Raw genomic sequence first — 22,601 nt, 5'->3', positions numbered from 1 at the left:
CAGCGCGGGCAGCAGCACTGTGAGGTAGTCGCCGGTGGCCCCGGCCCGCAGGAACAGCAGGATGCCCGCGCCTTGGACCAGCATTCCGGCGGCGGCCACCCGGCCCAGGCCCCACCGGCTGATCAGCCTGCCGGCCAGGTTGGCGGTGATGACGATGGCCAGGCCCATCGGGACGATCCCGAGCCCGGTGGCCAGCGCGGTGTAGCCGAGCACCTGCTGCAGGTACAGGACGGCGACGAACTGCCAGCCGATCGTCGCGCACGCCCAGGCCAGCGCCGCGAGATTGGCGGCGCCCACCGTGCCGGACCTGAACACCTCCAACGGTACGAGCGGCGCGGACCGCCGGCGTTCGATGACGACGAAGGCGCCCATCAGCAGCACGGCCACGACACCGGCCGGCCAGCTCCGCTCCGTCAGCGCGAACACGAGCAGCAGCACGCCGCCGGTGACGGCGACCGCGCCGGCGGCGTCGAAGCCTTCGCGCGCCCCCGGCGGCTGAGGGCCACGCGGCAGCACCAGCGGCGCTGCGGCCAGGACGAGCAGGGCGATCGGGACCGGCAGGAAGAACACCAGCCGCCAGCTGATCTCGGTCAGCAGGCCGGAGGCGATCAGCCCGGCGGTGTAGCCGGTCGCCCCGGCCAGTGAGTAGACCCCCAGCGCCCGGTTGCGCTGCGGCCCCTCGGCGAAGGTGGTGGTGATGAGCGACAGCGCCGCCGGAGCGGTGAGCGCGGCCGCCACCCCCTTGATCACCCGGGTGGCCACCAGCGGCCATCCCGCGGACAGGAGCCCGCCGGCCAGGCTCGCCGCCACGAACACCGCCAGCGCCAGCAGGAACACCCGGCGCCGGCCGAACAGGTCGGCGATGCGGCCGCCGAGCAGCAGGAAGCCGCCGTAGGCAACCGCGTAACCGGACATCAGCCACTGCAGAGTGCTCTCCGGCAGCGACAGATCACGTCCGATGGCGGGCAGGGCCACGCCCATCAACGACAGGTCCATCGAGTCCAGGAACACCGCGGCGCACAACACCACCAGGGCCACCTGTTGGCGGCCATCGGTTCGGGTCACGATCGCTCTCCATCTGCATGCAAACAATTGGCGGACAGACGGTTCGGACCGTATGCCTGCAAATCATCTGCTGTCAAACAGTATGTTCGGAGATGGATCTGCGGTAGGCTGGCGGCTGGACGCAAGAGGGAGAGTGATGGCGACAACGACCAGAACGACGGACCGTGGGGCGGCCTACTTTCCCCGGCTCGCCGCCGAGCGGCTGGACATCGCGCTGTGCCGGGCCTCGGCCGCCGTCGCCCGCGCCGCCGACGTGCACGCCGCCGGGGAAGGGCTCGGAGTTGGGCAACACCTCGTGCTCCAAATGCTCGACGCCGTCGGCCCCTGCTCTCAGCAGACGCTCAGCGAGGAACTCCGGATCGACCGCAGCGTGATGGTCGGCGTCTGTGACGACCTGGAGCAGGCGGGCCACGTCCGCAGGGAGCGCAACCCCCACGACCGCCGCTCCTACGCCGTCACCATCACCGACTCAGGCCGACAACGCCTCGCTGCGGCCCAGGCCTCGATCCCGGCCTTCCTCGAGGACACCTTCCAGGCCCTCACCCCTGGCGAGCGCGGCCAGTTGAGCGCGATCCTCGCCAAACTCCTGCAGGCCGGCGCCGGCGGCCCTCGCTGACCCCATGCCAGTGGCCCATTCGCAGGGTGTGGGGCCCGCGGTCCAATCCATTGCTACCGCCGACTCCCAACCAGCAAGCGTTCTCGTCCGCGCTGGACGATCCCGTGGCACTCCCAGGAGCGACTGCCGAGATTGCGCAATCTGGGTTGCCCCAGGAGCCCGGATCCGCTTCCGAGATTGCGAAGCGCCGTCTCGGCTCCCGCCCGCCTACGACACCGTCCTGAGCGAGTACGCCGCCGCGCTGGGGCGCGTATCTCGGCTAAACCCGGGTTAGCACCTGGGCGTGCGCCTCAGCGCAGCCGACCAGGACGTGGGCCAGGCTGGCCACAAGGAGCTCGCGCGAGTCGGCCTGGCTCTCGTCGATCTGCATCATCATGCCGAACCGGGCCAGCAGCTCAACCAGCTCGGCGGGTTCGGCCACGCGGCCGGCCAGCGGAGGCGTCGGGGACGTCGGTGTCATGGGAGATGGGTCGCTTTCGTCCGGGCGTTGGTGCCGGCCACCGTGCCAGATCCATCGGCCCGCCGCCGAGTGAACCTGTACGGCGCTGTCGCGCCCACCGGCTCCTGCCCACGTGCGCGCGGTCGGGCTCCCGAAACTCCCGCAACGTGCATGTGCATCCGTGCACGATGCCTCCTTACGCGTGCAGGCGCGCAAGCGGTGTACGAGCATGCACAAAGTGGCCCTGCCGGCGGCTCGCACGCGCACGCGTAGACCTGTCCGTGGAGTCCGGGAAGGCCGGAACTCCCATAGCTACGGATGGGCCGCCACCCGACGATCTCCAACGGGCCGCGCCACGGCCTCGCAGTCGGGGTGGCGGTCGCGGCCGACGCGGTCCCAGGCGTCGCTGCGAGAAGGGGCGACGTACGTGCGTCCTCAGCGGCGCCACTGCCGTTGTAGGCACGTTCGCACCGGGCCTTGTCGATGCTTGGCGCCTCGCGCGACCCGCGCTGGCCTGGAGTCCACTCCAGGGTGGAAGGCTGGGGGCATGACCAAGATATGTGTAACGGGCGCAGCCGGTAAGGCCGGTCGGGCCGTCGTCGCCGACCTTCTGGATCACGGCCACGAGGTCGTGGCCACCGACATGGTGCCGCACCGGACGACCGTTCCGGTGCTCCAGGCCGATCTCACCGACTACGGCCAGACCGTCGAGGTCCTGCAGGGCGTGGAGGCCGTGGTCCACCTGGCCAACATCCCCGCTCCGGGGCTGCGCACCCCCGCTGTGACGTACACCGACAACACCGCGATGAACGCCAACGTCTTCCTCGCCGCCGCCCAGCAGGGGCTGCGGCGGGTGGTGTGGGCGTCGAGCGAGACGACGCTGGGGCTGCCGTTCGACGTGCCGCCGAGGTACGCCCCCGTGGACGAGGCGCACTATCCGGTGCCCACCTCGACGTACGCCCTGTCGAAGGTGGTCGGCGAGACGACCGCGGCGCACGTCTCGGAGTGGTCGGGGATCCCGTTCGTGGCGCTGCGTTTTTCGAACATCTTCGAGCCGCACGAGTACGAGCGCGTGCCGTCGTTCTGGGAGGACCCGGAGTCGCGCAGGTGGAACCTGTGGGGCTACATCGACGTCCGCGACGTGGCGCTGGCCTGCCGGCTCGCCCTGGACGCGCCGGTCACCGGCGCGGAGAGTTTCATCATCGCGGCGGCGGACACGATCATGAACCGGCCCTCGGCCGAGCTGATGAAGGCGGTCTTCCCCGGCGTCGAGCTGCGTGACGTGGACGAGTACGGCACCCTGCTGTCGATCGAGAAGGCCCGCTCCGTCCTCGGGTTCGAGCCCGCCCACTCCTGGCGCGGCGAGCTCGGCGACGCCGCCGGGGCATAGCCTCACCCGAGCTTCTCCCCGGGCACGTCGGCGAATTGCAGGGGCCCGGCGCCGCACCCGGCAACAGCGAGCCATCGGCCAGGGAAGCCGCTGGGGCAAATGGCCGAGCCCGTCGCCAAGACTCCTGCTCCGGCGGCACCCCCTGCGACGTGCAACTTCCCCCATTACCAACGGCCCCAGGCGTCGCGCAGCACCGACCAACCCGGCCGCCCGTGTCACGAAGGCTGAGACTCTATAACAAACTGAGTGGGAGCCGGATGGGCTGATCGGCTCGTGGACTCTACCCCTCAAGAGCCGAGCGATCGTCCTCGGGTATGTCCAGGGCATTCAGGAACGCGGCGGCGGCCGGTGAGGGGCGCAGGCGGCTCCAGATCAGGTGCTCCACCCGGGTGGGTGGATCGCGGAGCTCGACGACGTGCACGCCGGGGAGTTCGGGCACGAAGGCGGCGGGCATCATGCCGATACCCAGGCCCAGCCGGACCAGCCGCGCCACGAGGTCCGCGTTCGTTACCTCGAAGGCGACCTCACGGCTGACACCGGCAGCCGCGAACGCCTCGTCTGACTGAGCGCGCGCAGCGGAACCGGCGGGAAAGTCGACGAACACCTCGTTCGACAGCCGGTGCAGATCCACGTCGGCCGCGTCGGCCAGCGGGTGGCCGGGCGCCACCACCGCGACCAGCTCACCCCGCGCCAGGGCGCGTCCCTGGACGCCCTTCGGCTGCACGCTCGGTGGCAGCCCGAGGAAGGCGATGTCCAGGGTGCCCTGCCGTACCTGTGCGGCCAACTCGTCGCTCGCCCCCACGCGCAGCGTAATCCGCACCTGCGGATGGCGCACGTGAAAGCTCTTCAGCGTGCTCGGCAGGTCGACCGCCGTGACGGTGGGAATGGTGCCGATGGCGAGCTGGCCGCGAAGTTCCCCGGAGGCCGCCGCCACCTCGGCGCGAGCCCGTTCGGCGGCGTCGAGAGCCTGCCGGGCGGCGGGCAGGAAGGCTTCGCCGGCGGGGGTCAGGCTGACCCGGCGGCTGGTGCGGTCGAAGAGCCGGGCGCCCAGCTCTCGTTCCAGTCGGGCGATCTGGTGGCTCAGCGCGGACTGGACGACCCGGCAACGCTCGGCGGCACGGGTGAAGTTCGCCGTCTCCGCCACCGCGACCACATAGCGCATCTGCTGTAGCTCCACGAATCCATCGTGAATCACGATCACTAACATGACAACTATGCGTTGGACTCATTGATCCTCGATGTCCGAGGCTAGAGGGCATGACGAACGCATTCGTGTCAGGCACTCCGCGCCCTACGGCGCACCACAAAGCCACCGAGCCGCGGAGATTGCCGGTGCGCGTGAAAGCCTTTGATCACCTGGTGCTCAACGTGCGGGACGTTGAGCGGGCACTGAAGTTCTACTCGGGAACACTTGGGCTTGAGGAGGAGCGGGTTGCCGAGTGGCGGGCGGGTAAGGCGCCCTTCCCGTCGGTACGGGTCAACGAGTCCACCATCATCGACCTGGTCGACCGCCCGCGTGGCGAGTCCAACGTGGACCACATCTGCCTTGCCGTGGATCCTGTGGACTGGCAGCAGGTGATCGATTCCGGTGTCTTCACCGTGCTGGAGGGGCCGGTTGGCCGGTTCGGCGCTCGTGGCGAAGCGCAGTCGGTGTACGTGAAGGACCCGGACGGCAACACCGTCGAGCTTCGCTGGTATCCCCAGGACGCCGAGCGGTGAGTCGTGCCGGGGTCGGTCGGCCGCGTGATCCCTGCACGACCGGCTGTCCCGCGGGGTCCTCGCGCCGCTGATCGCCCGGCTGCGCCGTCGAGCGGGGCGACCTGCGGCCGGATGCCGACGCGGGTCGGCATGGATCAGCCAACAGCCCGCCCACCGCCGCCACCAGCATTGCGACCGCTCCACCCGGCCCCCCAATTCACCCGATCAACGGCGGGGCCAAATCAGCATGCCGATATCGAGGAACGGTTGAACGTGAACGCATATACGTTGCCTGGCATCGGCGACTTCGGTCCCGAGGGCGGCGCTGCATGAAGAGCGGCCGGCGACTCCTTACCGCGGGTGTGACGGCACTGGCGCCGGCGATCTGGGGAAGTACCTACCTGGTTACGACCGAGTGGTTACCGCCGGACCGCCCGCTGCTGGCCGCTACCGTGCGGGCGCTTCCCGCGGGCCTGATTCTGCTGGCCTTCGCCCGTACGCTGCCGACCGGGATCTGGCTGTGGCGCGCCCTGGTGCTCGGAACGCTCAACATCGGCGCGTTCAACTTCCTGTTGTTCGTGGCGGCCTATCACCTACCGGGCGGCATAGCAGCAATGATCACGTCGGTGCAGCCGACGTTTGTACTGGTCCTGGCGGCGCTGCTCATCGGGGACAGAATTCGGTACACGCACGTGACGGCCTGCGTCCTCGGCGCAGGCGGTGTCGTGCTGCTTGTGTTCAAGGGGACAGCGGCACTGGATTTCGTCGGTGTGGCGGCGGCACTGGCTGGAGCAGCCACCATGGCCACCGGCATCACACTGACCAAACTGTGGGGACGCCCAGACGGAGTGGGCCTGCTTCCCTTCACCGGCTGGCAGCTCATCGCGGGCGGACTCGTGTTGTTGCCCTTCACACTGTCCATCGAAGGCCTGCCGACCACCATCAGTGGAACGAACATCATCGGGTTCGGCTATCTCATCTCCCTGGGCGCTGTCATCAGTTATGCGATCTGGTTCCGCGGGATAGAGAGGTTGCCGGCACTGGCGGTCTCCTTCCTTGCCCTGGGCAGTCCGATCGTCGCAACGCTCCTCGGATATCTGTTTCTGCGTCAGACTCTGTCGATTCTGCAGCTGGCCGGAATCCTGGTGATTGTCAGTGCCACGCTGCTCGCCCAACCCCGACAATCAGAGAGAAGAAATTTGCCATGCACGATGAACACCGGTATTCGGCCTTGAGATCATGGCTGGGTGTTTCTGTCATCACCGCGAGTCTGTTCGTCTTCGTCACTACTGAGCTGATGCCCGTCGGGCTGCTTACTCCGGTGAGCTCAAGCCTGGGTATATCAGTGGGTGTCGCCGGGCTGATGGTCACTTTGTACGGCGTCTCAGCCGGGCTGGGCGTACCGTTCATCGTGGCATGGACCAGGCGCGTCGACCGGCGCGTGCTGCTGTCCGCGCTACTGGGAATATTGGCCCTGGGAAACCTCGTCACCGCGATCTCGCCGAGCTTTCCGCTGGTCTTGACAACGCGGCTCATCATGGGATTCGCCAACGGGGTGTTCTGGGCCATAGGCGTGAGCATGGCGATGCGCCTTGTGCCGGGACGGCACGCGAGCAAGGCGGCCGCGGTCGCGTTGTCCGGCATCTCGATCGCCACGGTAGTGGGCATGCCACTGGGAACATTCCTTGAAAGCCTCACCAGCTGGCGGACCACGTTTCTCATCTGGAGCGGCCTCAGCGCGCTCGTGTTCCTCGCGGTCGCTGCCATGATTCCATCGCTGCCGTCGGATAACGCGGTTTCGGTCCGGGAGGTCTTCCGGCTCCCGCTTAAGAACAGGCGGCTGCGTTCGGTGATGTTCGCCGTCATATTGTACGTGCTCGGCCATTTCGGGGCGTACACCTTCATACGGCCCTTCGCGGAGAGTAATTCCTCCGACGCGCCCGCCCACATCACTGGGTTGCTGATAATTTACGGTATCGGAGGCGCGGCCGGAAACTTCATCGCCGGATATACGGTGAACAAGAATCCGAGGGCCAGCTTCATCGTCGCCTGCACGGGACTCGTGGCGTCCTTGCTGTTGCTGCTCACGATCGGCCACGGGCAGGCCGGTCTGATTATCTCTGTGGTCCTCTGGGGAATTTCCTTCGGCGCCATGAACCTGTGCCAGACCAACATGACGCTCGCTGCCGCGCCCGACACCTTTGAAGCCGCGATGTCACTCAACACCTTGGGATATAACACATCTATTGCGCTCGGAGCGCTTTTCGGTGGACTGTTCGCCGATCATCTGGGTGTCAGGAGTGCCTTCTGGTTCGGTGTGGCGCTGACAGCGGCTTCACTGGTCCTCACGCTCAGCACCGGCCGGAAGACCTCACGCACCGTCTCCGATGACGAGTTGGTCACCAGTAAATAAGCCTGCCCTCCGAAGGCCCCAGCCACGTGTTGTCATGGGCGGAGCTGGGCCGCGTGGTCGCGGGCGAAGCCGGCGAACGACCGGGCGGGGCGGCCCATCACCTTCTCGAAGTCGGGGGTCGTGTAGTCGCCCCATCCCGTCGCGTACGCCGTGAGGTATTCCTTGGTGACCGCGGCGATCCACGCCGGCAACCCCGCATCCAGCATCGACCGGTGAGCGTCGTCCGGGGTGACCGGCTGGTAGGTGATCGGCGTTCCGTACACCGCGCCGAGTTCGGTGGCGGCGTCCTGTAGTGAGATGCTGGCCGGGCCCGTGAGAGTGTAGGTGCTGCCCTTGTGCTGTGCGGGATCGCGCAGGACGGCGGCGGCGAAGTCGCCGATGTCGCGTACGTCGATCATGCCGAGTCGGCCCTCGCCCGTCGCGCCGTACAAGGTGTCGCTGTTGACCGAGCCGAAAAGGTTCTGCATGAAGAAGGCCGGGCGGATGACGGTCCAGTCGAGGCCCGAGGCCGCGAGCTCGGCGTCCGACAGGGCGTGCAGGCGGCCGTTGCGGGTCGGCGCGTCATGGGCGGCGCCGATGGCCGACATGCGCACGACGTGGCTCACCCCCGCCTTTCGCGCTGCCCAGACGGCGTTCATGCTGGCGTGCGGCGCGTGCGGGCCCATGGCGGTCAGCAACCACAGCGTGTCCACGCCCTCGAAAGCCCGGTCGAGCGTGGCGGGGTCGTCCAGGTCGCCGACCGCGACCTCCACCCCCGACGGCGCCTTGGCCGCGTCGCGCACCAGGACCCGCACGTCCGCGGCGCCGGCCAGGGAACGAAGAACAGCGCTGGAAACGGTGCCGTTGGCACCAGTGATCAAGATGCTCATGCAGCCGACGATATAGTAAGATTTAGTGACAATCAAACTTTGTGACTAAAGGGAGGGTGTGACGGTGCGCAGGAGCCGGCGCAAGCAGGACGAGCCCGATCTCGGCATCCTGTCGAGCAGGACCCTTTTCGGCCTGCAACGGGAGCTGTTCGAGACGCTGGCCCAGCAGGGGCATCCCGGGCTGAGGCCGCGGCACGGGGCGGTGATGGCGTACCTGGACGAGGAGGGCAGCAGGGCCACGGACCTGGCCGCGCAGTCGGGCCAGCACAAGCAGGTGATCGGCACGCTGGTGGACGAGCTGGTAGAGCTCGGCTACGTGGAACGGCAGCCGGACCCGGCCGACAGGCGGGCCAAGCTGATCGTGCCCACCGAGAAGGGGCGCGACCACATGGTCAAGTCGGACGCCATACTCGCCGACATGGAGGCGGAGCATGCCACCGCCCTGGGCGAGCAGGCGTACGCGGAGTTCAAGAGGGTGTTCAAGCTGGTCGCCGAGCGCCAGGCGGGTGCGGGCCGGCAGACGTGACGGCTCAGGCCTGGCGCAGGGACATGACGAGGTAGCGGAAGGCGGGCTCGGCGTCGCCCGGCACGTCCTGGATCAGGGCGGGCCTGGTGGGCGACTCCATGTTGATGCGAGCCAGCTCGCTCTCGATCCCGGTCAGCCCATCGAGCAGGAACTGCGACTGGAAGGCGATCTCGATGTCGTCGCCCCGCAGCTCGCAGTCGACCACTTCTGCGCCGCGCCCGATGTCGCCGCCGCCCGCCTGGATGAGCACCTGCCCCTGGCTGAACGACAGCCGGATCGCGGTGTTGCGCTCGGCGACCAGGGCCACCCGCTTGATCGCGTTGACGAACGGCGCCACCGCGACGTCGGCCCTGATCGACCAGTCGGAGGTCAGCCGGGAACCATAGTCGATGAACTGCTCGTCGAGCAGCCGCACCGTCGTGCTGCGCCCGACGCTCTCGAACCCGGCCACCCCGTCGCCCATCGCGATCGACACCTCGCCGCCGCGCAGCGACTTGGCCACCTCGACCAGCACCCGCGCCGGGACCATGGCGGAGACGGCGAGGTCGGGGCTGGCAGGGCGCCAGGTGAAGTCGCGGGCCGCGATGCGGTAGCGGTCGGTGGCCGCCATCGCCACGGCCTCGCCCTCGATGTCGACCCTGATGCCGGTGAGCATGGGCAGCGTGTCGTCCCGGCTGGCGGCGGGCGCGACCTGACCGACGGCTGAGGCGAACACGCCGCCGCCGATGGCGCCGATGCTCGGCGGCATGGTGGGCATGGTCGGGAAGTCTTCGACCGGCATCGTGATCAGCCCGAACTCCGCGCTGCCGCAGGTCAGGACCGCCTCGGGGCCCTCGGTGACGATCTCCACGTCGTCGGCGGGCAGGCTCCTGCTGATCTCGGCCAGCAGCCGCCCCGGGATGAGCACGCGGCCCTCCTCGGCCACGTCGGCGTCGACCGCCGCCCTGGCCGAGACGTCGTAGTCGAACGCCGACAGGGTCAGCTCGTCGCCGGCCTCCAGCAGCAGCCCGGACAGGACGGGCACCACGGGCCGGGCGGGCAGAACTCGGGCGGCCCACGCCACCGCATCTGCTAGAACATCGCGGTTAACCCGGATTTTCACCTGTTACCACCCCTTCGTCGCGCCGTGCCTCTATGAAAATAGCTGGTGCGACCGACAAGTCAGGGCAGTCTCATCGGATGACCACCCCCAGGCCCGATCGTCGCGGCGGGGGCTCGCCGGACGTTCCGTCCAGGGATCCCGGCCCTGGTCGCCGACGTGCAGGTGAACGGAGGCGTGGCGGCGGCGCGGGCTCGTACCGGCCGGAACGGCTAACGGCTGTTGAGATAGGCGAGTACGGCGAGCACGCGGCGGTTGTCGTCGTCCGACGGCGCGAGCCCCAGCTTGGCGAAGATGGAGGCCGTGTGCTTGGCCACGGCGCTCTCGCTGAGGTAGAGCCGCTGGCAGATGGCGGTGTTGGAGCGCCCTTCCGCCATGGCCTCGAGCACCTCCCGCTCGCGCGGCGTGAGCGCGGCCAGCGGCTCGTGCCTGGCGTTGCTGGCCAGCAGCTTGGCGATCACCTCGGGGTCCATGGCCGTGCCGCCATCGGCGACCCGGCGTACGGCGTCGATGAACTGCTCGGCGTTGAAGACCCGGTCCTTGAGCAGGTAGCCGATCGCGCCCGAGCCGTCGGCCAGCAGCTCGCGCGCGTAAAGCTGCTCGACGTGCTGGGACAGCACGAGGATCGGCAGCCCGGGCACCTTCTCCCTGGCCGCGAGCGCGGCCTGCAGGCCCTCGTCCGTGAACGTGGGCGGCAGCCGTACATCCACGATCGAGACGTCAGGGCGGAGCTCCAGCAGGCCCTTCAGCAGCTCGGGCCCGCTCTCCACGGCGGCCACGACCGAGAAGCCGTGGGCCTGGAGCAGGTGCACCAGGCCGTCCCTGAGCAGGTAGAGGTCTTCAGCGATCAGTACGCGGTTCTTCATCAGCACCATGGTTTGGTCGGCTGGGCATGCTCGAACCAGCGCTCGCGGTTGTGGGTGGAGGGTAGCCACATGGCCACGACGTACATGAGAACGCCCAATGTGATCATGCCGAGGATGACCGGCCACTGCCAGACCTCGGGCATGTACAGCGCGAGGAACCAGGCCTTCTCGTCGACGTCGAAGATCTTGAAGATGCCGGCGACGAGTCCCTGTGGGAACGTTGGGCACCAGCCCGTGGCCCAGAGCAGGAAGACCGTGGCCGACTTCCAGCGCGGCATCTTGGAGAGGTTACCCGCCCAGTGCTGGGGCAGCACCTGAGGCAGGTCCATCGTCACGGTGGTGGGGCCGCCGGGCGGGCTGTTCAGCGCGAGCACCCCGTCGAAAGCCGCCAGCCGCCGCTCGATGCCGGACAGGCCGCTGCCCTTGGCCGGGTCGGCGCCGCCCATGCCGTCGTCGGTGACAGTGATGCGCAGGTTGGACCCGTTGGAGCTGATGTCCACCGTCGCCGAGCGCGCGTCGCCGTGCCGGGCGGAGTTGGACAGCAGCTCGCTGACCGCGAAGTACACTGCCACCTCCACCGGCGGCTCCGGCCGGTGCGGCAGATCGACATCCACTGTGACCTGCATCGGGCTGTCCATGGCCAGGGCGCGCACGGCGTCGGCCAGCCCGCGCTCGGCCAGCACCGGCGGGTGGATGCCGCGGATGACCCGGCGCAGCTCGGTCAGCGTCTCGGAGGAGGCATCCCTGGCCTTGGCGAGCAGCGCCTTGGCCGCCGAGGGGTCGTCGTCGACGAGCTGCTCGACCGCGCCCAGCGTCATGCCGATCGCCACCAGTCTGGCCTGCGTGCCGTCGTGCAGGTCGCGCTCGATCCTGCGCATCTCGGCCGCCTGTGAGTCGGCGGCGAGGTTACGTGTCCGCCTGAGATGGCTCACCTGGCCGGCCAGACGGCTGGCGGTGGTCGCGTCGAGCAGCAGCTCGCTCCAGAGGGCGTAGACGCGCAGGCCACGCTCGGGGAGCAGGACGAACACCGGCACCAGCGCCGCCTTCACCACCGGGTCGAGCACAAGCCACATCATGTCGCGCCAGGTCGCGGGGTCGCTGGCCAGCCACTTCCACCGGTAGTTCCGGGCGGGTACACGCGGCGTCGTGTAGAGGGTCCGGCCGGAGCGGTACATTCCGTCGGCCTGAGGCACCGGAGGCGGGGGCGCGGGCAGGTACGGCGGCTCGATGCCGACGTCGACCCACTTCCGCATCAGCCGCCGGTTGAGCTCGGCGATCCTTCTGACCATCATGGCCTGCGGAGGGAACAGGAAGATCATCCCCAGCGCGAACGACAGCAGCAGCATGGCGATGCTCAGCGCGATCGCGGGCACCTCGACGAGGAGGAGCGCGAGCAGGCTCGCGACCTGACCGAACCTTCGCAACAGCATGCACTCAGTCTGCGGCAACGAGCACGCTCCAGCCATTGCACCTAGGTACACCCTTGCCCGACATCCAGCCGGATTCTCCAATGAATCCCGTGTTCCTAGCGTCGATGGCATGAAAGTCATCGAAGTCAGGAACCTGCGCAAGCAGTACCCGAACCACCTGGCGGTCGACGACGTGTCGTTCGAGGTCGCCGAGGGCGAGATCTTCGGCATCCTCGGCCCGAACGGCGCGGGCAAGACCACCACTGTGGAATGCCTGGCCGGCCTCCGGGTGCCGGACGGCGGCACGGTACGGGTGGCCGGCCTGGACCCGCAGCTGAACAGGGGCGAGCTGCGCCAGGTCCTGGGCATGCAACTGCAGAGCGCCGCCCTGCCGGAGAAGATCAAGGTGTGGGAGGCCATGGACCTGTACGCCTCCTTCTACCCCGACCCGGCGGACTGGCCGGAGCTGCTCGAACGGGTCGGCCTCGCCGGCAAGCGCGACACGGCGTTCAAGAAGCTCTCCGGCGGACAGCGCCAGCGGCTCTCGGTCGCGCTGGCCCTGGTGGGCAGGCCGCGCGTGGCGGTGCTCGACGAGCTGACGACCGGGCTCGACCCGCAGGCCCGCAGGGACACCTGGGAGCTGGTCGAGCACGTGCGCGACTCGGGCGTGACGATCGTGCTGGTCACCCACTTCATGGAGGAGGCCGAGCGGCTCTGCGACCGGATCGCGCTCATCGACGCGGGCAAGGTGGTCGCCACCGACACGCCCGCCGGGCTCATCGCGCAGGTGGGCGGGGAGCAGCGGCTGAGGTTCCGGCCGTCGGCGCCCGTCGAGGACGGCGTGCTGCTGGCCCTGCCCGAGGTACGCGAGGTCACCAGGAGCGGCGACCAGCTCGTGGTGAGCGGCACGGGCAACCTCGCGCCGGCCGTCACCCTCGCCCTGGCCCAGCACCAGATCGTTCCAGGAGACCTGCGGATCGAGCAGGCCACGCTCGACGACGCGTTCCTCGCGCTCACCGGAAGGAAGTTGTCATGAAGCTGCTCCTCGTGGAGGCCAAGTTGCACCTGCGCGAATGGCCGTTCCTGATCTTCACGATCGGGTTGCCGGTGGCGCTCCTGGTCGTGCTGGGCCTCAGCATCCCGTCGATGACCGAGCGCGAGGCGTCCGGGGAGCGGTTCGTGGACACGCAGATGCCGAGCATGATGACGCTGCTCGCACTGCTGACGCTGGCCTGCAGCGTGGTGCCCTCGGTGCTGACCGCGTACCGCGAGCAAGGGGTGCTCAGGCGGATGTCCACCACTCCCGTGCACCCGGGGCGGCTGCTGGGCGTGCAGCTCCTGATCAATCTGGCGGTCGGAGCGGTCTCCACGGCCGTGCTGATCGTGGCGGGCTCGCTGGTCTTCGGCTCGTCGGCGCCGCGGCAGTGGGTGGGGTTCATCCTGGTCTTCCTGCTCGGCAGCGCCGCGTTGATGTCCATCGGGCTGGTGATCGCCGCGCTGGCGCCCAACGCGAAGGTCGCGCCGGGGATCGGGTCGGCGGTGATGTTCCCGTTGATGTTCCTGGCGGGCATGTGGGTGCCGCGCGACATCATGCCGGACGCGTTGCGGGCGGTCAGCGACTACTCCGTCGCGGGGCCGTTCGCCCAGGCGCTCAGGGACACCTGGGCGGGTCACCCGCCGCAGCTCGCGCACCTGGCGGTGGTGGCCGCCGGGCTGGTGATCTTCGGTGGCCTGGCCGTGCGGCTGTTCAGGTGGGAGTGAGGCTAGCGTCCGGCCCAGACCGGGCGCGCGCCGGTGACGTTGGTCATCAGGGAGTAGAGCGAGGACGAGGCCGTGATGAACATCCGGTTGCGCTTGAGCCCGCCGAACACCAGGTTGGACGTGAACTCCGGCAGCTTCAACCGGCCGATCAGCGTCCCGTCGGGGTCGTAGCAGAGCACCGCCTTGCCTGCCGCGGCCCAGACGCGGCCGGTGGCGTCGAGCCGGAGGCCGTCGAAGTTGTCATGTTCCGTGCCTTCGGCGAAGACCTTGCCGCCCGCCAGTGTGCCGTCCTCGCGCACGTCGAACACGCGCAGGTGCTTCATTCTCGTGTCGGCGATGTAGAGCCGGCTCTCGTCGAGCGAGAACGCCAGGCCGTTGGGACGGACGAAGTCGTCGGCCACGATCCGGACCTCGCCCGTCACCGGGTCGACGCGGTAGACGTGGCAGCCGTCGATCTCCTGCTCAGCGGCCCAACCCTCGTAATTGCTGATGATTCCGTACGGCGGGTCGGTGAACCAGATCGACCCGTCGGAGCGGACCACGACGTCGTTGGGGCTGTTGAGCCGCTTGCCCTCCCAACGGTCGGCGATCACCGTGATCGAGCCGTCATGCTCGGTGCGGGTGACGCGGCGGTTGCCGTGCTCACAGGAGATCAGACGACCCTCGCGGTCGAGGGTGTTGCCGTTGGTGTAGCCGGACGGCTGGCGGAACGGGCCGACCGCGCCGGTCATCTCGTCCCAGCGCAGCATGCGCTCGTTGGGGATGTCGCTCCAGACCAGGAACCGGCCGGCGGGGAAGTAAACAGGGCCCTCCGCCCAGCGGGTGCCGCTGTGGAGCCGTTCGATGTTGTCGTCTCCGCCGACCGCGGCGAACCGCTCGTCGAGCACCTCGAACTCAGTGGGGATCGTGTCCGTCATGCCGCTTACCATACGCCGTACTGTTTGATGGGTATAACACCAGATACCATTTAGACGTGGATGATATCGACAGGATGCTGATCGGCCTGCTGCTGGAGGACGCGACGCAGTCGTACGCGGTGCTCGGCAAGGCGGTGGGGCTGTCGAGCGGGGCCGCGCACGAGCGGGTGCGCAAGCTGCGCGAGCGCGGCGTGATCAGGCGCACGACGATCGAGGTGGACCAGGCGGCGCTCGGGCGCACGGTCACGGCGTACGTGCTCGTGGACGGCAGCACGTGGATGGGCGACAGCGCGGACCGGCTGGCGGCGATCCCGGAGGTCGAGGAGGCACACGTGATCGCGGGTCCCGCGTCGGTGCTGCTCAAGGTCCGTACGTCCGGGACGGCAGAACTGCAGGACGTGTTGCGCCGGGTGTTCGGCGTGGACGGTGTCACGGGGACGCAGACCGTGGTGGTCCTGGAGACGTTCTTCGAGCGAACTCTCAAGTAATCTCTAGGTATGACGAAGGTCGCCTGGAATACAAAGGAGCTATCGGTCGGCCAGCTCGCCGAGCGCAGCGGGGTCGCCGTGTCCGCCCTGCACTTCTACGAGGCCAAGGGCCTCATCAAGAGCCGTCGTACGGCGGGCAACCAGCGCCGGTACCATCGCGACACCCTGCGCAGGATCGCGTTCATCAGGCTGGCCCAGCGCATCGGCATCCCGCTCAAGACCATCAGGGACGCCCTGTCCGAGCTGCCGGACGAGCGCACCCCCAACCGCGAGGACTGGGCCCGGCTGTCGGCGGCCTGGCGCGGCGAGCTGGACGACCGGATCGAGCAGCTCCAGCGGCTGCGCGACGACCTGACCGACTGCATCGGCTGCGGCTGCCTGTCGCTGGACCGGTGCCCGGTGGCCAACCCGCACGACCGGCTGGGCGACGAGGGGCCGGGCGCGCGCCGCATCGACGTCCGGCTGTGCCCGCCACAGGCCTCCTGCGCCACGTCAGCGACGGGCGGCGAGCCCACGACCGCCGGCTGCGCACCCGAGACCGGCTGCGCTCCCTCACCGGACGCCGCGCTGCCCGCCGCGTCCTAGCGACCGGACACCCCCTGTAGAACCCCACCCGAAGTACGGCGGCGCGTGGGCTGAGGAGCTCGCGTGGAAACTTACCGAGGAGCCTTGGCCGGCGGCACGATGAGGGTCGGCCGGTGCGCGTGGTGCAGCACGTGGTTGGACACGCTGCCGAGCAGCACCGACCTGACCCCGGCCAGACCGCGCGAGCCCGTGACGATCAACGAGGCGTCGACCTCGTCCGCGACGTCCACAATCGTCTTCCAGATCGACTCGTTGTCAGCCACCGCCCGGTAGGTGACGTCGGTGAGCCCGGAGGCGATCGCCAGCTCGGCCCCCTCCTTGGCGTGCTTCTCGGCCAGGGCATGCGCCTCGTCCTCGGTGCCCGGATCGATCGCGGTCGCCGCCAGCGGATACTTCTTCAGCTGGACGAGCAGCGGCTCCCACACCGTGACGACGAGGGTGGCCTCGGCGGCGAGATGCTTGGCCGCGAACTCGATCGCGGCGCGCGAATCGGCGGAGCCGTCATAGGCGACAAGAATGGTCATGGCGTTTTCCCTTCGCTATTCACTCTTCCGCTAGAGCACTGGAGCGATCGGGCGCCATTCCTGGTGGAGTTGTCTGCTTGGTCACACCCAAGCGTGGGTGTCAGGACTCGGTGAGGGCGATGAGGATGTGTTCCATGCAGGCGTGACTGGCACGCTCGGCCGCTGTCACGTCACCCGCCGAGATGGCGCGGGCAATGGCGTCATGCGGGATGTAGCTCTTGTTCAGCGAAGTGCCCGCCGCCGTGATGCTGGCCCGCAGGGCCGCCGAGAAGTCCTCGTACAGGTCGATCAGCACCAGGTTGTGCGTCGCGTGCGCCACGGCCATGTGGAAGGCCAGGTCGGCCTCCACGAAGAAGTCGGGGTCGTCCAGCTCCCAGGCCCGGTCACGCTCGGCCAGCGCCGCCTCGATGCGCTTGATGTCGTCATCGTTGCGGCGGGTCGCGGCCAGGCGCGCCGACTCCACCTCGAGCGCGCGCCGTACCTCGAGGATCTCCAGCTGCTCGGCCTGCTTCAGCCGCCGCAGCATCGCGCCGGACAGCTCGCTGGTCGCGCGGACGTAAGTGCCGTCCCCCTGACGGCACTCGAGCAGCCCAGCGTGTGTGAGCGCGCGTACGGCCTCCCGAACGGTGTTGCGACCGACTCCGAGTTGCTCCGCGAGCACCGTCTCGGTCGGGATCTTGCCGTTCATCGGCCACGACCCTGAGGTGATCTGCTCTTTGAGCTGATCGATCACCTGGTCGACGAGCGAAGCCCGCTGCGCCGTACGCAGACTCACAGTCCGCCTCCTCCGGGGAAACCAATCATCCTATGAGTCAATGACTGGTCGACCCTAATTATTCCAGACTCAAAACACCAAATCTGGAGCTCCTGGAGGATCAGCGGGGAACTACGGCGTCAACCGTCACCCCTGCCAGCGCGGAGCGGACTCCGGCGGCTTCGAGGGCTTTACGATATGCGGCCGTCTGCTGCGCTCCGGACCCGACCCTGCCGTACAAGTCGCCAAGCTCGCGCCAGCAGCGGGCGGCCTGCCGGTCAGAACCGAACACCGGCCGGTCGAGCGTGTCGAGCACCCGGTGCGCGTTGCTCAGGTGCTTGGCAGCATCGCCGTCCAGATCGATCGCGACGGTGGCCAGCACGAGGTGGGCCTCGGCGGCCGTCGTGCCCCTGCGGTCGCCCGCCGGATCGAGAGCCACGCCGGCCAGCTCGCCCGCGCGCGCCAGGTTGCCCGAACGCAGGCTGACCCGCGCGTGCACGATGAGGCTCTCGCCGTGCTCGCTCTTGGTGGCGGGGGAGGCGGCGAACGCCTTGGACGCGGCCGCGATGAGCCGCTCGGCCTCGTCGAACGGCGCCGTGCCCAGCCTGGACCAGTGCATGGCGGTCCTGGCGAGCTGCAGCGACAGCCGGGCATGGCGGCCCGCCATGATCGCGTCGTCGGCCAGGCGCACGGCCAGCGCGGAGTCCTCGCCCGCCGCGGCCTCGGCGCTCGCGTGCCACAGGGCGTGAATCTCTCCGGAACGGTCCACAACTTCCGGAACGCCAGTCAGGTCCAGCACCCGCTTGACGTATTCCAGCTCGGGGGAGTTGCCCTCGCGCTCGCTGCGCGCCTCGACGAGCGCGGCGGCCAGGTCGACGGCGATCTCGCCCTGCGTGATGGACAGCCGCTCGGCCTGCTCGAGGGCGGCGGAGGCCAGGTCACGGGCCCGCAGCCGGTCGCCTGCCCGCTGGTAGCAGCGGCTCAGCGCGATCGTGAGCGGGAGGTCGGCCAGGCGCTCGGGGTGGGCCGCGGCCTCCCTGCGCAGGCGCTCGAACGCCTCCACGGCCTGACCCAGACGACCCTGGGCCTCAAGGGCGCGTGCCCTGCCGAACCGGGCGTGCGCGGTCAGCATGGCGTTTTCCTCGTCGGCCGCCTTCACGATCTCCGTGAAGCGGTCGGCGGCGACGGACGGGTCGCCGTGTTGCAGCTCCAGCTCGGCGTGGCGCAGCCCGAGCTCCGTGTCGATGCGCTGCCGAGGCTCGATCCCGTGAAGGAGGAACTCGGTCGTGCACCCCAGCCGCTCGGCGAGCAGCCGAGCCACAACAGGAGTCGGCGTGCGCTTGCCCGACTCAATGAGCGAGACATAACTGTCAGACAGGTCGGGTCCGGCCAGTTGGGCCTGGGACATCCGCCTGTTCAGCCGCAATCCGCGGACGCGGTCACCGATGGTTCCCTGACTCGGCATCTCATCTCTCAAGGCGGGGAAGGGTCAACAACACGCAATGATTGCATGAAGTAGCCGAATCGGGTATCCCTGCTGAAGAATTCCCCGCCGGGAGATTAATCGTCGCTCTCGTCCTTGCTCGGGAAAAGCATGCCGCAGACCTCTAGGTACAGGGTCTCCGGATACGGAATGTACTCAACTGTGGACAGTGCTTGATCCTGACCGGCCGACTCAAGGATGAACTCACCGTAACCGAGCATGCGCCCAAGTAGAGATCTTTGGAAGCTCATGTCGGTGACCTTGCCCAAGGGCATCATCGCGACCTTCCGGGTGATCAGCCCGGTGGTCAGCAACATGCGCTTGGAAGTCACCACAAAGTAATCGACCGACCACTCCGCGACTTTCCATACGAAACGGACAAGTAGCAGGAGCCACAGCCACCAGACGACGACGAGGGCCGTGCCGCCCTGAGTGCTGCCGCCGAAGATCTTGCTGAGCAATCCGGCGAGGATCAGGCCGCCGAGCACCTCGGCGACCGGGCGCAGCAGGATGGCAGGGTGCCGACGCACCATGATGAACTGTTGTTCTTGGGGGAGGAGGTAACGGTTGACCGACGACGGAGCGGAGTCCCCGTGGGTCACAAGTCTCATGAGAGGCTGTTCACAAATTGAGCCAGCGAGTCGGCCGCGTTGAACACTGTGTCGAACGCTCCCTTCACCGCGTCCGCGGCGTCAGATGGTCGCGCGAACAGGTAGTACGCAACAAATGCGATGCCACCGTATGTGAGGATCTTTTTGACCTGCACCGTCGCCTCCGTGCCCTTACCAACTCCACCCGCCCTCTACATTACCCACCCGGGTGCCCGGGTAAAGGTGACTTGACGGGTTAGGTCTGATCTTGCTTAGCCTCGTTCGCTGGCCACCAGAGCCAGGACGTGAAGGTGCTTGCGCGCGATGCGCTCTACAAGGCTCGGATGGGCGTAACCGGTGACCTCCAGCGCGCCGTAGTGCGCCGCCTCGACGCACCGCGTTACGGTGGTCGCGGAGTGGATGCCGGCGAACTCGTCGCACAGCACCGTCTCCACCTCCGCGTACGGAGTCGGATCCGCCTCGGTGTGATCGCTCATCGTGCTCCCCACGCGCATGCGGAAGTTGCCTTCCTGTCTTCTTCGTACCCACCTAACAACAGTATGTAACGAAGTGGTGACTGCATGTGACGGGAAGGGTGCTTTTCAGCACACGCCGCAGGGTCAGACGACGCCGTACAGGCGATCGCCCGCGTCGCCGAGGCCGGGCACGATGTAGCCGTTCTCGTTGAGCCGCTCGTCGAGTGAGGCGGTCACCACGCGGATGGGCTTGCCCGAGTTCGCGAACACCTTGTCCATGTAGGCCAGCCCCTCTGGAGCGGCCAGCAGACAGATGGCGGTGACGTCCACGGCCCCCCTGTCGAACAGGAACTGCACGGCCGCCGCCAGCGTGCCCCCGGTGGCCAGCATGGGGTCGACGACGAAGCACTGCCGCCCCGAGAGGTTGTCGGGCAGCCGCGTGGCGTACGTCTCGGCCTTGAGCGTGGACTCGTTCCTGATCATGCCGAGGAACCCGACCTCGGCCGTGGGCAGCAGCCTGGTCATGCCGTCGAGCATGCCGAGCCCGGCGCGCAGGATGGGCACGACGAGCGGCTGGGGCTTGGCCAGGCGCACGCCGTGGGCCGGGGCGACAGGCGTCTCGACGGTGACGTCGGTGACCCGCACGTCGCGAGTGGCCTCGTACGCGAGCAGCGTCACCAGCTCGTCCGCGAGCCTGCGGAAGGTCGGCGAGTCGGTGCGGACATCGCGCAGCGTGGTGAGCTTGTGCGCCACGAGCGGATGATCTACGACGAGGGTTTCCATAAAGGACAAGTTATCTGCTGGTGGGCGTAGGTACAGACCCGCCATCTGTGGTGATCCTCTGAATGCGGCCCACCACGGACGGCAGACCCCGCTATCTATGGCCGGCTGCCGGACTCGGCCACCTCGGCTCATTGGTTTTGATCACAATTTGGTCGGAGAGGCCCACGCCTGGTGGCCGGTTCTGGAACGATTGGGTGCTGGTGATATCTGTCGGGCAGGGGTCGGGTGGAGATGGCGATGACAGACGAAGACGCTCTCGACTTCGCCATCGTGGTTTATCGCGAGGACGATCGCTGGGATGCCGAGCTGCTGCCGGCCACCCTCACGTCCGATCTGAAGGGGCTCATCCACGCCCTGCGCCAGCAGCCGAGCGAGAGCGGGACGATTGGCCTGGTCGCCGTGGGGGATGAGTTCTTCGTGGCGCTGCGGGTCCTTGGCGAGCGGGTCGACGTCTTCCTGTCCGACATCGCCGCCTCGTGGGACTTCCCGCTGGCACGCCAGGTTCTCGACTACCTCGACGTGCCGGTGCCAGACGAGGAGGAGCTCGACGAGATCCTCCAGGACGAGGAGACCGTGCTCCCCGCCGGAGATCTGTCGATCTTCGCCGATCTCGGGTTGGACGAGATGGAGCTGGGCATCCTCTCCGGCGACATTGACCTGCTGCCCGAAGATGTGTTGTCCAGCATCGCCGCGCGGCTCGGTTTCTCCGAGCCGTTCGAGCGTGCCATCGAATCGGTCTTCGGCTGACCCCCCTGGAGCGCGGACATGGCGTCCAACACCTTCTCTGCGGCCTTCGTCAGGACCTCCGACGGTTGGAGCGGTGCCGAGGTCTATCTGGGCGATGCCGAGATCGTCGACGACCTCGGTGACGCTGTCACGGAAACGCTGGGGCTCGGCGGCGACGAGCTGGCTCTGCTCTGCGTCGAGGTCGAGGACGAGTGGTTCGCCATCGCCCGATACCGGGGCGAGGACGAGCCGCGCGTCTTCCTGTCCGACGTGCACGCGGTGGTTTCCGACAGTCTGGGCGAGCTGTTCGCCGAGTTCGCCGGCGTGGCGCCCGACAAGGAGGGCAACGGCCTCGGCGTGCGCCCGGCGGGCGACTTCGAGCTCCTCAGTGACCTCGGGGTGAGCTCGGAGGAGCTGCTGGAGCTGAGCATGGAGGAGGGCCTGCTGCCGGCCGACATCCTGTCGGTGATCGCCGAGCGGCTGTCCTTCGCCGACGAGCTCGACCGGCTGCGGTGATCCGGCTCTCGTCGTGACGTACGAGGAGGCCATGCGCCTGGCCCTGGCGGAGGCCGTCACGGCGGGCGCCAGGGGAGAGATTCCCGTGGGCGCGGTCGTGCTCGACCCGCTCGGCGAGGTCCTGTCCATGGCGGGCAACGACCGCGAGTCCTCGGCCGACCCGACGGCCCACGCCGAGGTGCTCGCGCTCAGGCAGGCGGCCATGGGGCGCGGGCAGTGGCGGCTGAGCGGCTGCACGCTCGTCGTGACACTGGAGCCCTGCACGATGTGCGCGGGCGCCGCCGTGCAGGCCAGGGTGGACCGGATCGTGTACGGCGCCGTGGACGAGAAGGGCGGGGCCGTGGGCTCGCTCTGGGACGTCGTACGCGATCGCCGGCTCAACCATCGGCCCGAGGTCATCATGGGGATGCTGGCCGACGAGTGCTCCTCCGTACTAAAGCGGTTCTTCGCTACTCGGCGGATCCGGTAAGCTCGTGCGCGGTGGTGTCGCCTAGTGGCCGAGGGCGCACGCCTCGAAAGCGTGTGATGGGGCAACTCATCCGTGGGTTCAAATCCCACCACCACCGCCACCGAAAAGGGCCTCTGACCTGCGGGTCAGGGGCCCTTCG

At 68.3% G+C, this 22,601-nt stretch carries 28 protein-coding genes and 1 tRNA gene; 14 read left to right on the top strand and 15 right to left on the bottom strand.

Annotated elements, in window-relative coordinates; genetic code table 11:
* On the bottom strand, positions 1 to 1,065 hold a 1,065-nt coding region (locus tag AB0J09_RS13810), incomplete at its 3' end, for an MFS transporter (protein ID WP_360689685.1).
* A gap of 136 nt (positions 1,066 to 1,201) precedes the next feature.
* On the opposite strand from AB0J09_RS13810, the gene AB0J09_RS13805 reads away from it, so the two are divergent.
* Entirely contained in the window at positions 1,202 to 1,681 is a 480-nt protein-coding gene (locus AB0J09_RS13805; protein WP_360689683.1) for a MarR family winged helix-turn-helix transcriptional regulator, read from the top strand.
* Between the two features lie 259 nt (positions 1,682 to 1,940).
* Here the strand turns inward: AB0J09_RS13805 and AB0J09_RS13800 are convergent, their stop codons facing one another.
* Positions 1,941 to 2,141: a hypothetical protein gene (locus AB0J09_RS13800; RefSeq protein ID WP_360689681.1), complete on the bottom strand. Its 201-nt coding sequence runs from the start codon at positions 2,139 to 2,141 to the stop codon at positions 1,941 to 1,943.
* A 526-nt stretch (positions 2,142 to 2,667) separates the two neighbouring features.
* On the opposite strand from AB0J09_RS13800, the gene AB0J09_RS13795 reads away from it, so the two are divergent.
* On the top strand, positions 2,668 to 3,510 hold the full coding sequence (locus tag AB0J09_RS13795) for an NAD(P)-dependent oxidoreductase (protein ID WP_360689679.1): 843 nt from the start codon (positions 2,668 to 2,670) through the stop codon (positions 3,508 to 3,510).
* Between the two features lie 280 nt (positions 3,511 to 3,790).
* On the opposite strand, the gene AB0J09_RS13790 is transcribed toward AB0J09_RS13795, so the two are convergent.
* Positions 3,791 to 4,687 (bottom strand): LysR family transcriptional regulator, encoded by an 897-nt coding sequence (locus AB0J09_RS13790; RefSeq protein ID WP_360689677.1) that lies wholly within the window; start codon positions 4,685 to 4,687, stop codon positions 3,791 to 3,793.
* 155 nt (positions 4,688 to 4,842) lie between these two features.
* Here AB0J09_RS13790 and AB0J09_RS13785 point away from each other — a divergent pair, with 155 nt between their 5' ends.
* From AB0J09_RS13785 to AB0J09_RS13775, 3 genes are all read left to right on the top strand, one after another.
* Entirely contained in the window at positions 4,843 to 5,229 is a 387-nt protein-coding gene (locus AB0J09_RS13785; protein ID WP_360689676.1) for a VOC family protein, read from the top strand.
* A 308-nt stretch (positions 5,230 to 5,537) separates the two neighbouring features.
* A complete protein-coding gene (locus tag AB0J09_RS13780; RefSeq protein ID WP_360689674.1) occupies positions 5,538 to 6,443 on the top strand; it encodes an EamA family transporter in 906 nt (301 codons plus the stop codon).
* Positions 6,413 to 7,621, top strand: coding sequence for an MFS transporter (locus tag AB0J09_RS13775; protein ID WP_360689672.1), 1,209 nt, complete (start codon positions 6,413 to 6,415; stop codon positions 7,619 to 7,621). The genes AB0J09_RS13780 and AB0J09_RS13775 overlap by 31 nt, the downstream gene beginning before the upstream one ends.
* Before the next feature lie 32 nt (positions 7,622 to 7,653).
* On the opposite strand, the gene AB0J09_RS13770 is transcribed toward AB0J09_RS13775, so the two are convergent.
* Entirely contained in the window at positions 7,654 to 8,490 is an 837-nt protein-coding gene (locus tag AB0J09_RS13770) for an SDR family oxidoreductase (protein ID WP_360689671.1), read from the bottom strand.
* A gap of 64 nt (positions 8,491 to 8,554) precedes the next feature.
* On the opposite strand from AB0J09_RS13770, the gene AB0J09_RS13765 reads away from it, so the two are divergent.
* On the top strand, positions 8,555 to 9,016 hold the full coding sequence (locus AB0J09_RS13765; RefSeq protein ID WP_360689669.1) for a MarR family winged helix-turn-helix transcriptional regulator: 462 nt from the start codon (positions 8,555 to 8,557) through the stop codon (positions 9,014 to 9,016).
* Positions 9,017 to 9,020: 4 nt separating this feature from the next.
* Here the strand turns inward: AB0J09_RS13765 and dnaN are convergent, their stop codons facing one another.
* The 3 genes from dnaN to AB0J09_RS13750 all read right to left on the bottom strand — a co-directional run bounded on the left by dnaN (position 9,021) and on the right by AB0J09_RS13750 (position 12,411).
* Positions 9,021 to 10,118 carry a DNA polymerase III subunit beta gene (dnaN, locus tag AB0J09_RS13760; protein WP_360689667.1) on the bottom strand — a complete coding sequence of 366 codons (1,098 nt, stop codon included), beginning with the start codon at positions 10,116 to 10,118 and terminating at the stop codon, positions 9,021 to 9,023.
* 209 nt (positions 10,119 to 10,327) lie between these two features.
* Positions 10,328 to 10,981 (bottom strand): response regulator transcription factor, encoded by a 654-nt coding sequence (locus AB0J09_RS13755; RefSeq protein ID WP_360689665.1) that lies wholly within the window; start codon positions 10,979 to 10,981, stop codon positions 10,328 to 10,330.
* Positions 10,981 to 12,411 (bottom strand): histidine kinase, encoded by a 1,431-nt coding sequence (locus AB0J09_RS13750; RefSeq protein WP_360689663.1) that lies wholly within the window; start codon positions 12,409 to 12,411, stop codon positions 10,981 to 10,983. Before AB0J09_RS13750 ends, AB0J09_RS13755 begins: the two co-directional genes overlap by 1 nt.
* 109 nt (positions 12,412 to 12,520) lie before the next feature.
* Between AB0J09_RS13750 and AB0J09_RS13745 the strand changes: the two genes are divergently transcribed.
* Both AB0J09_RS13745 and AB0J09_RS13740 read left to right on the top strand, forming a co-directional pair.
* On the top strand, positions 12,521 to 13,426 hold the full coding sequence (locus tag AB0J09_RS13745; RefSeq protein ID WP_360689661.1) for an ABC transporter ATP-binding protein: 906 nt from the start codon (positions 12,521 to 12,523) through the stop codon (positions 13,424 to 13,426).
* Positions 13,423 to 14,151: an ABC transporter permease gene (locus tag AB0J09_RS13740; protein WP_360689659.1), complete on the top strand. Its 729-nt coding sequence runs from the start codon at positions 13,423 to 13,425 to the stop codon at positions 14,149 to 14,151. Before AB0J09_RS13745 ends, AB0J09_RS13740 begins: the two co-directional genes overlap by 4 nt.
* 2 nt (positions 14,152 to 14,153) lie before the next feature.
* On the opposite strand, the gene AB0J09_RS13735 is transcribed toward AB0J09_RS13740, so the two are convergent.
* Complete coding sequence (locus AB0J09_RS13735; protein WP_360689657.1) at positions 14,154 to 15,068, bottom strand: SMP-30/gluconolactonase/LRE family protein; 915 nt, start codon at positions 15,066 to 15,068, stop codon at positions 14,154 to 14,156.
* A gap of 56 nt (positions 15,069 to 15,124) precedes the next feature.
* Between AB0J09_RS13735 and AB0J09_RS13730 the strand changes: the two genes are divergently transcribed.
* Positions 15,125 to 15,556, top strand: a complete 432-nt coding sequence (locus AB0J09_RS13730; protein ID WP_360689655.1) for an Lrp/AsnC family transcriptional regulator — start codon at positions 15,125 to 15,127, stop codon at positions 15,554 to 15,556.
* A gap of 9 nt (positions 15,557 to 15,565) precedes the next feature.
* The gene (gene soxR / locus AB0J09_RS13725; RefSeq protein WP_360689653.1) at positions 15,566 to 16,141 is read left to right on the top strand and encodes a redox-sensitive transcriptional activator SoxR; all 576 of its coding nucleotides are present in this window, start codon (positions 15,566 to 15,568) and stop codon (positions 16,139 to 16,141) included.
* Positions 16,142 to 16,212: 71 nt separating this feature from the next.
* Here soxR and AB0J09_RS13720 read toward each other — a convergent pair whose 3' ends face one another.
* From AB0J09_RS13720 to upp, 7 genes are all read right to left on the bottom strand, one after another.
* Positions 16,213 to 16,665 carry a universal stress protein gene (locus AB0J09_RS13720; protein WP_360689651.1) on the bottom strand — a complete coding sequence of 151 codons (453 nt, stop codon included), beginning with the start codon at positions 16,663 to 16,665 and terminating at the stop codon, positions 16,213 to 16,215.
* 100 nt (positions 16,666 to 16,765) lie between these two features.
* On the bottom strand, positions 16,766 to 17,440 hold the full coding sequence (locus AB0J09_RS13715; RefSeq protein WP_360689650.1) for a FadR/GntR family transcriptional regulator: 675 nt from the start codon (positions 17,438 to 17,440) through the stop codon (positions 16,766 to 16,768).
* Positions 17,441 to 17,540: 100 nt separating this feature from the next.
* Positions 17,541 to 18,884 carry a helix-turn-helix transcriptional regulator gene (locus AB0J09_RS13710; protein ID WP_360689648.1) on the bottom strand — a complete coding sequence of 448 codons (1,344 nt, stop codon included), beginning with the start codon at positions 18,882 to 18,884 and terminating at the stop codon, positions 17,541 to 17,543.
* A gap of 95 nt (positions 18,885 to 18,979) precedes the next feature.
* Complete coding sequence (locus AB0J09_RS13705; RefSeq protein WP_360689646.1) at positions 18,980 to 19,513, bottom strand: PH domain-containing protein; 534 nt, start codon at positions 19,511 to 19,513, stop codon at positions 18,980 to 18,982.
* Complete coding sequence (locus AB0J09_RS13700) at positions 19,510 to 19,668, bottom strand: hypothetical protein (RefSeq protein ID WP_360689644.1); 159 nt, start codon at positions 19,666 to 19,668, stop codon at positions 19,510 to 19,512. Before AB0J09_RS13700 ends, AB0J09_RS13705 begins: the two co-directional genes overlap by 4 nt.
* A gap of 96 nt (positions 19,669 to 19,764) precedes the next feature.
* Positions 19,765 to 19,989, bottom strand: coding sequence for a hypothetical protein (locus AB0J09_RS13695; RefSeq protein WP_345002236.1), 225 nt, complete (start codon positions 19,987 to 19,989; stop codon positions 19,765 to 19,767).
* A gap of 123 nt (positions 19,990 to 20,112) precedes the next feature.
* On the bottom strand, positions 20,113 to 20,751 hold the full coding sequence (gene upp, locus AB0J09_RS13690; RefSeq protein WP_360689642.1) for a uracil phosphoribosyltransferase: 639 nt from the start codon (positions 20,749 to 20,751) through the stop codon (positions 20,113 to 20,115).
* 237 nt (positions 20,752 to 20,988) lie between these two features.
* Here upp and AB0J09_RS13685 point away from each other — a divergent pair, with 237 nt between their 5' ends.
* From AB0J09_RS13685 to AB0J09_RS13670, 4 genes are all read left to right on the top strand, one after another.
* On the top strand, positions 20,989 to 21,498 hold the full coding sequence (locus AB0J09_RS13685) for a tRNA adenosine deaminase-associated protein (RefSeq protein ID WP_349447639.1): 510 nt from the start codon (positions 20,989 to 20,991) through the stop codon (positions 21,496 to 21,498).
* Positions 21,499 to 21,516: 18 nt separating this feature from the next.
* Positions 21,517 to 21,993: a tRNA adenosine deaminase-associated protein gene (locus tag AB0J09_RS13680; protein WP_360689639.1), complete on the top strand. Its 477-nt coding sequence runs from the start codon at positions 21,517 to 21,519 to the stop codon at positions 21,991 to 21,993.
* Positions 21,994 to 22,024: 31 nt separating this feature from the next.
* Positions 22,025 to 22,462 carry a tRNA adenosine(34) deaminase TadA gene (gene tadA / locus AB0J09_RS13675; RefSeq protein ID WP_360689688.1) on the top strand — a complete coding sequence of 146 codons (438 nt, stop codon included), beginning with the start codon at positions 22,025 to 22,027 and terminating at the stop codon, positions 22,460 to 22,462.
* 10 nt (positions 22,463 to 22,472) lie between these two features.
* Positions 22,473 to 22,562, top strand: a tRNA-Ser gene (locus AB0J09_RS13670).
* Positions 22,563 to 22,601: the final 39 nt, after the last annotated feature.

The organism is Nonomuraea sp. NPDC049784, from assembly GCF_040659615.1.
Taxonomy (GTDB): domain Bacteria; phylum Actinomycetota; class Actinomycetes; order Streptosporangiales; family Streptosporangiaceae; genus Nonomuraea.
The sequence above is the reverse complement of the archived record's forward strand: the minus strand, read 5'-3'. Positions and strand labels throughout refer to the sequence as shown.

What these genes read in the sequence shown, in the direction of transcription:
- AB0J09_RS13805 (WP_360689683.1), top strand. Translation starts at nt 1,202, where the DNA reads ATGGCGACAACGACCAGAACGACGGACCGTGGGGCGGCCTACTTTCCC.
- AB0J09_RS13800 (WP_360689681.1), bottom strand. Translation starts at nt 2,141, where the DNA reads ATGACACCGACGTCCCCGACGCCTCCGCTGGCCGGCCGCGTGGCCGAA.
- AB0J09_RS13795 (WP_360689679.1), top strand. Translation starts at nt 2,668, where the DNA reads ATGACCAAGATATGTGTAACGGGCGCAGCCGGTAAGGCCGGTCGGGCC.
- AB0J09_RS13780 (WP_360689674.1), top strand. Translation starts at nt 5,538, where the DNA reads ATGAAGAGCGGCCGGCGACTCCTTACCGCGGGTGTGACGGCACTGGCG.
- AB0J09_RS13775 (WP_360689672.1), top strand. Translation starts at nt 6,413, where the DNA reads ATGCACGATGAACACCGGTATTCGGCCTTGAGATCATGGCTGGGTGTT.
- AB0J09_RS13770 (WP_360689671.1), bottom strand. Translation starts at nt 8,490, where the DNA reads ATGAGCATCTTGATCACTGGTGCCAACGGCACCGTTTCCAGCGCTGTT.
- AB0J09_RS13755 (WP_360689665.1), bottom strand. Translation starts at nt 10,981, where the DNA reads ATGAAGAACCGCGTACTGATCGCTGAAGACCTCTACCTGCTCAGGGAC.
- AB0J09_RS13750 (WP_360689663.1), bottom strand. Translation starts at nt 12,411, where the DNA reads ATGCTGTTGCGAAGGTTCGGTCAGGTCGCGAGCCTGCTCGCGCTCCTC.
- AB0J09_RS13745 (WP_360689661.1), top strand. Translation starts at nt 12,521, where the DNA reads ATGAAAGTCATCGAAGTCAGGAACCTGCGCAAGCAGTACCCGAACCAC.
- AB0J09_RS13740 (WP_360689659.1), top strand. Translation starts at nt 13,423, where the DNA reads ATGAAGCTGCTCCTCGTGGAGGCCAAGTTGCACCTGCGCGAATGGCCG.
- AB0J09_RS13735 (WP_360689657.1), bottom strand. Translation starts at nt 15,068, where the DNA reads ATGACGGACACGATCCCCACTGAGTTCGAGGTGCTCGACGAGCGGTTC.
- soxR (WP_360689653.1), top strand. Translation starts at nt 15,566, where the DNA reads ATGACGAAGGTCGCCTGGAATACAAAGGAGCTATCGGTCGGCCAGCTC.
- AB0J09_RS13720 (WP_360689651.1), bottom strand. Translation starts at nt 16,665, where the DNA reads ATGACCATTCTTGTCGCCTATGACGGCTCCGCCGATTCGCGCGCCGCG.
- AB0J09_RS13710 (WP_360689648.1), bottom strand. Translation starts at nt 18,884, where the DNA reads ATGCCGAGTCAGGGAACCATCGGTGACCGCGTCCGCGGATTGCGGCTG.
- AB0J09_RS13705 (WP_360689646.1), bottom strand. Translation starts at nt 19,513, where the DNA reads ATGAGACTTGTGACCCACGGGGACTCCGCTCCGTCGTCGGTCAACCGT.
- AB0J09_RS13695 (WP_345002236.1), bottom strand. Translation starts at nt 19,989, where the DNA reads ATGAGCGATCACACCGAGGCGGATCCGACTCCGTACGCGGAGGTGGAG.
- upp (WP_360689642.1), bottom strand. Translation starts at nt 20,751, where the DNA reads ATGGAAACCCTCGTCGTAGATCATCCGCTCGTGGCGCACAAGCTCACC.
- AB0J09_RS13685 (WP_349447639.1), top strand. Translation starts at nt 20,989, where the DNA reads ATGACAGACGAAGACGCTCTCGACTTCGCCATCGTGGTTTATCGCGAG.
- AB0J09_RS13680 (WP_360689639.1), top strand. Translation starts at nt 21,517, where the DNA reads ATGGCGTCCAACACCTTCTCTGCGGCCTTCGTCAGGACCTCCGACGGT.
- tadA (WP_360689688.1), top strand. Translation starts at nt 22,025, where the DNA reads ATGCGCCTGGCCCTGGCGGAGGCCGTCACGGCGGGCGCCAGGGGAGAG.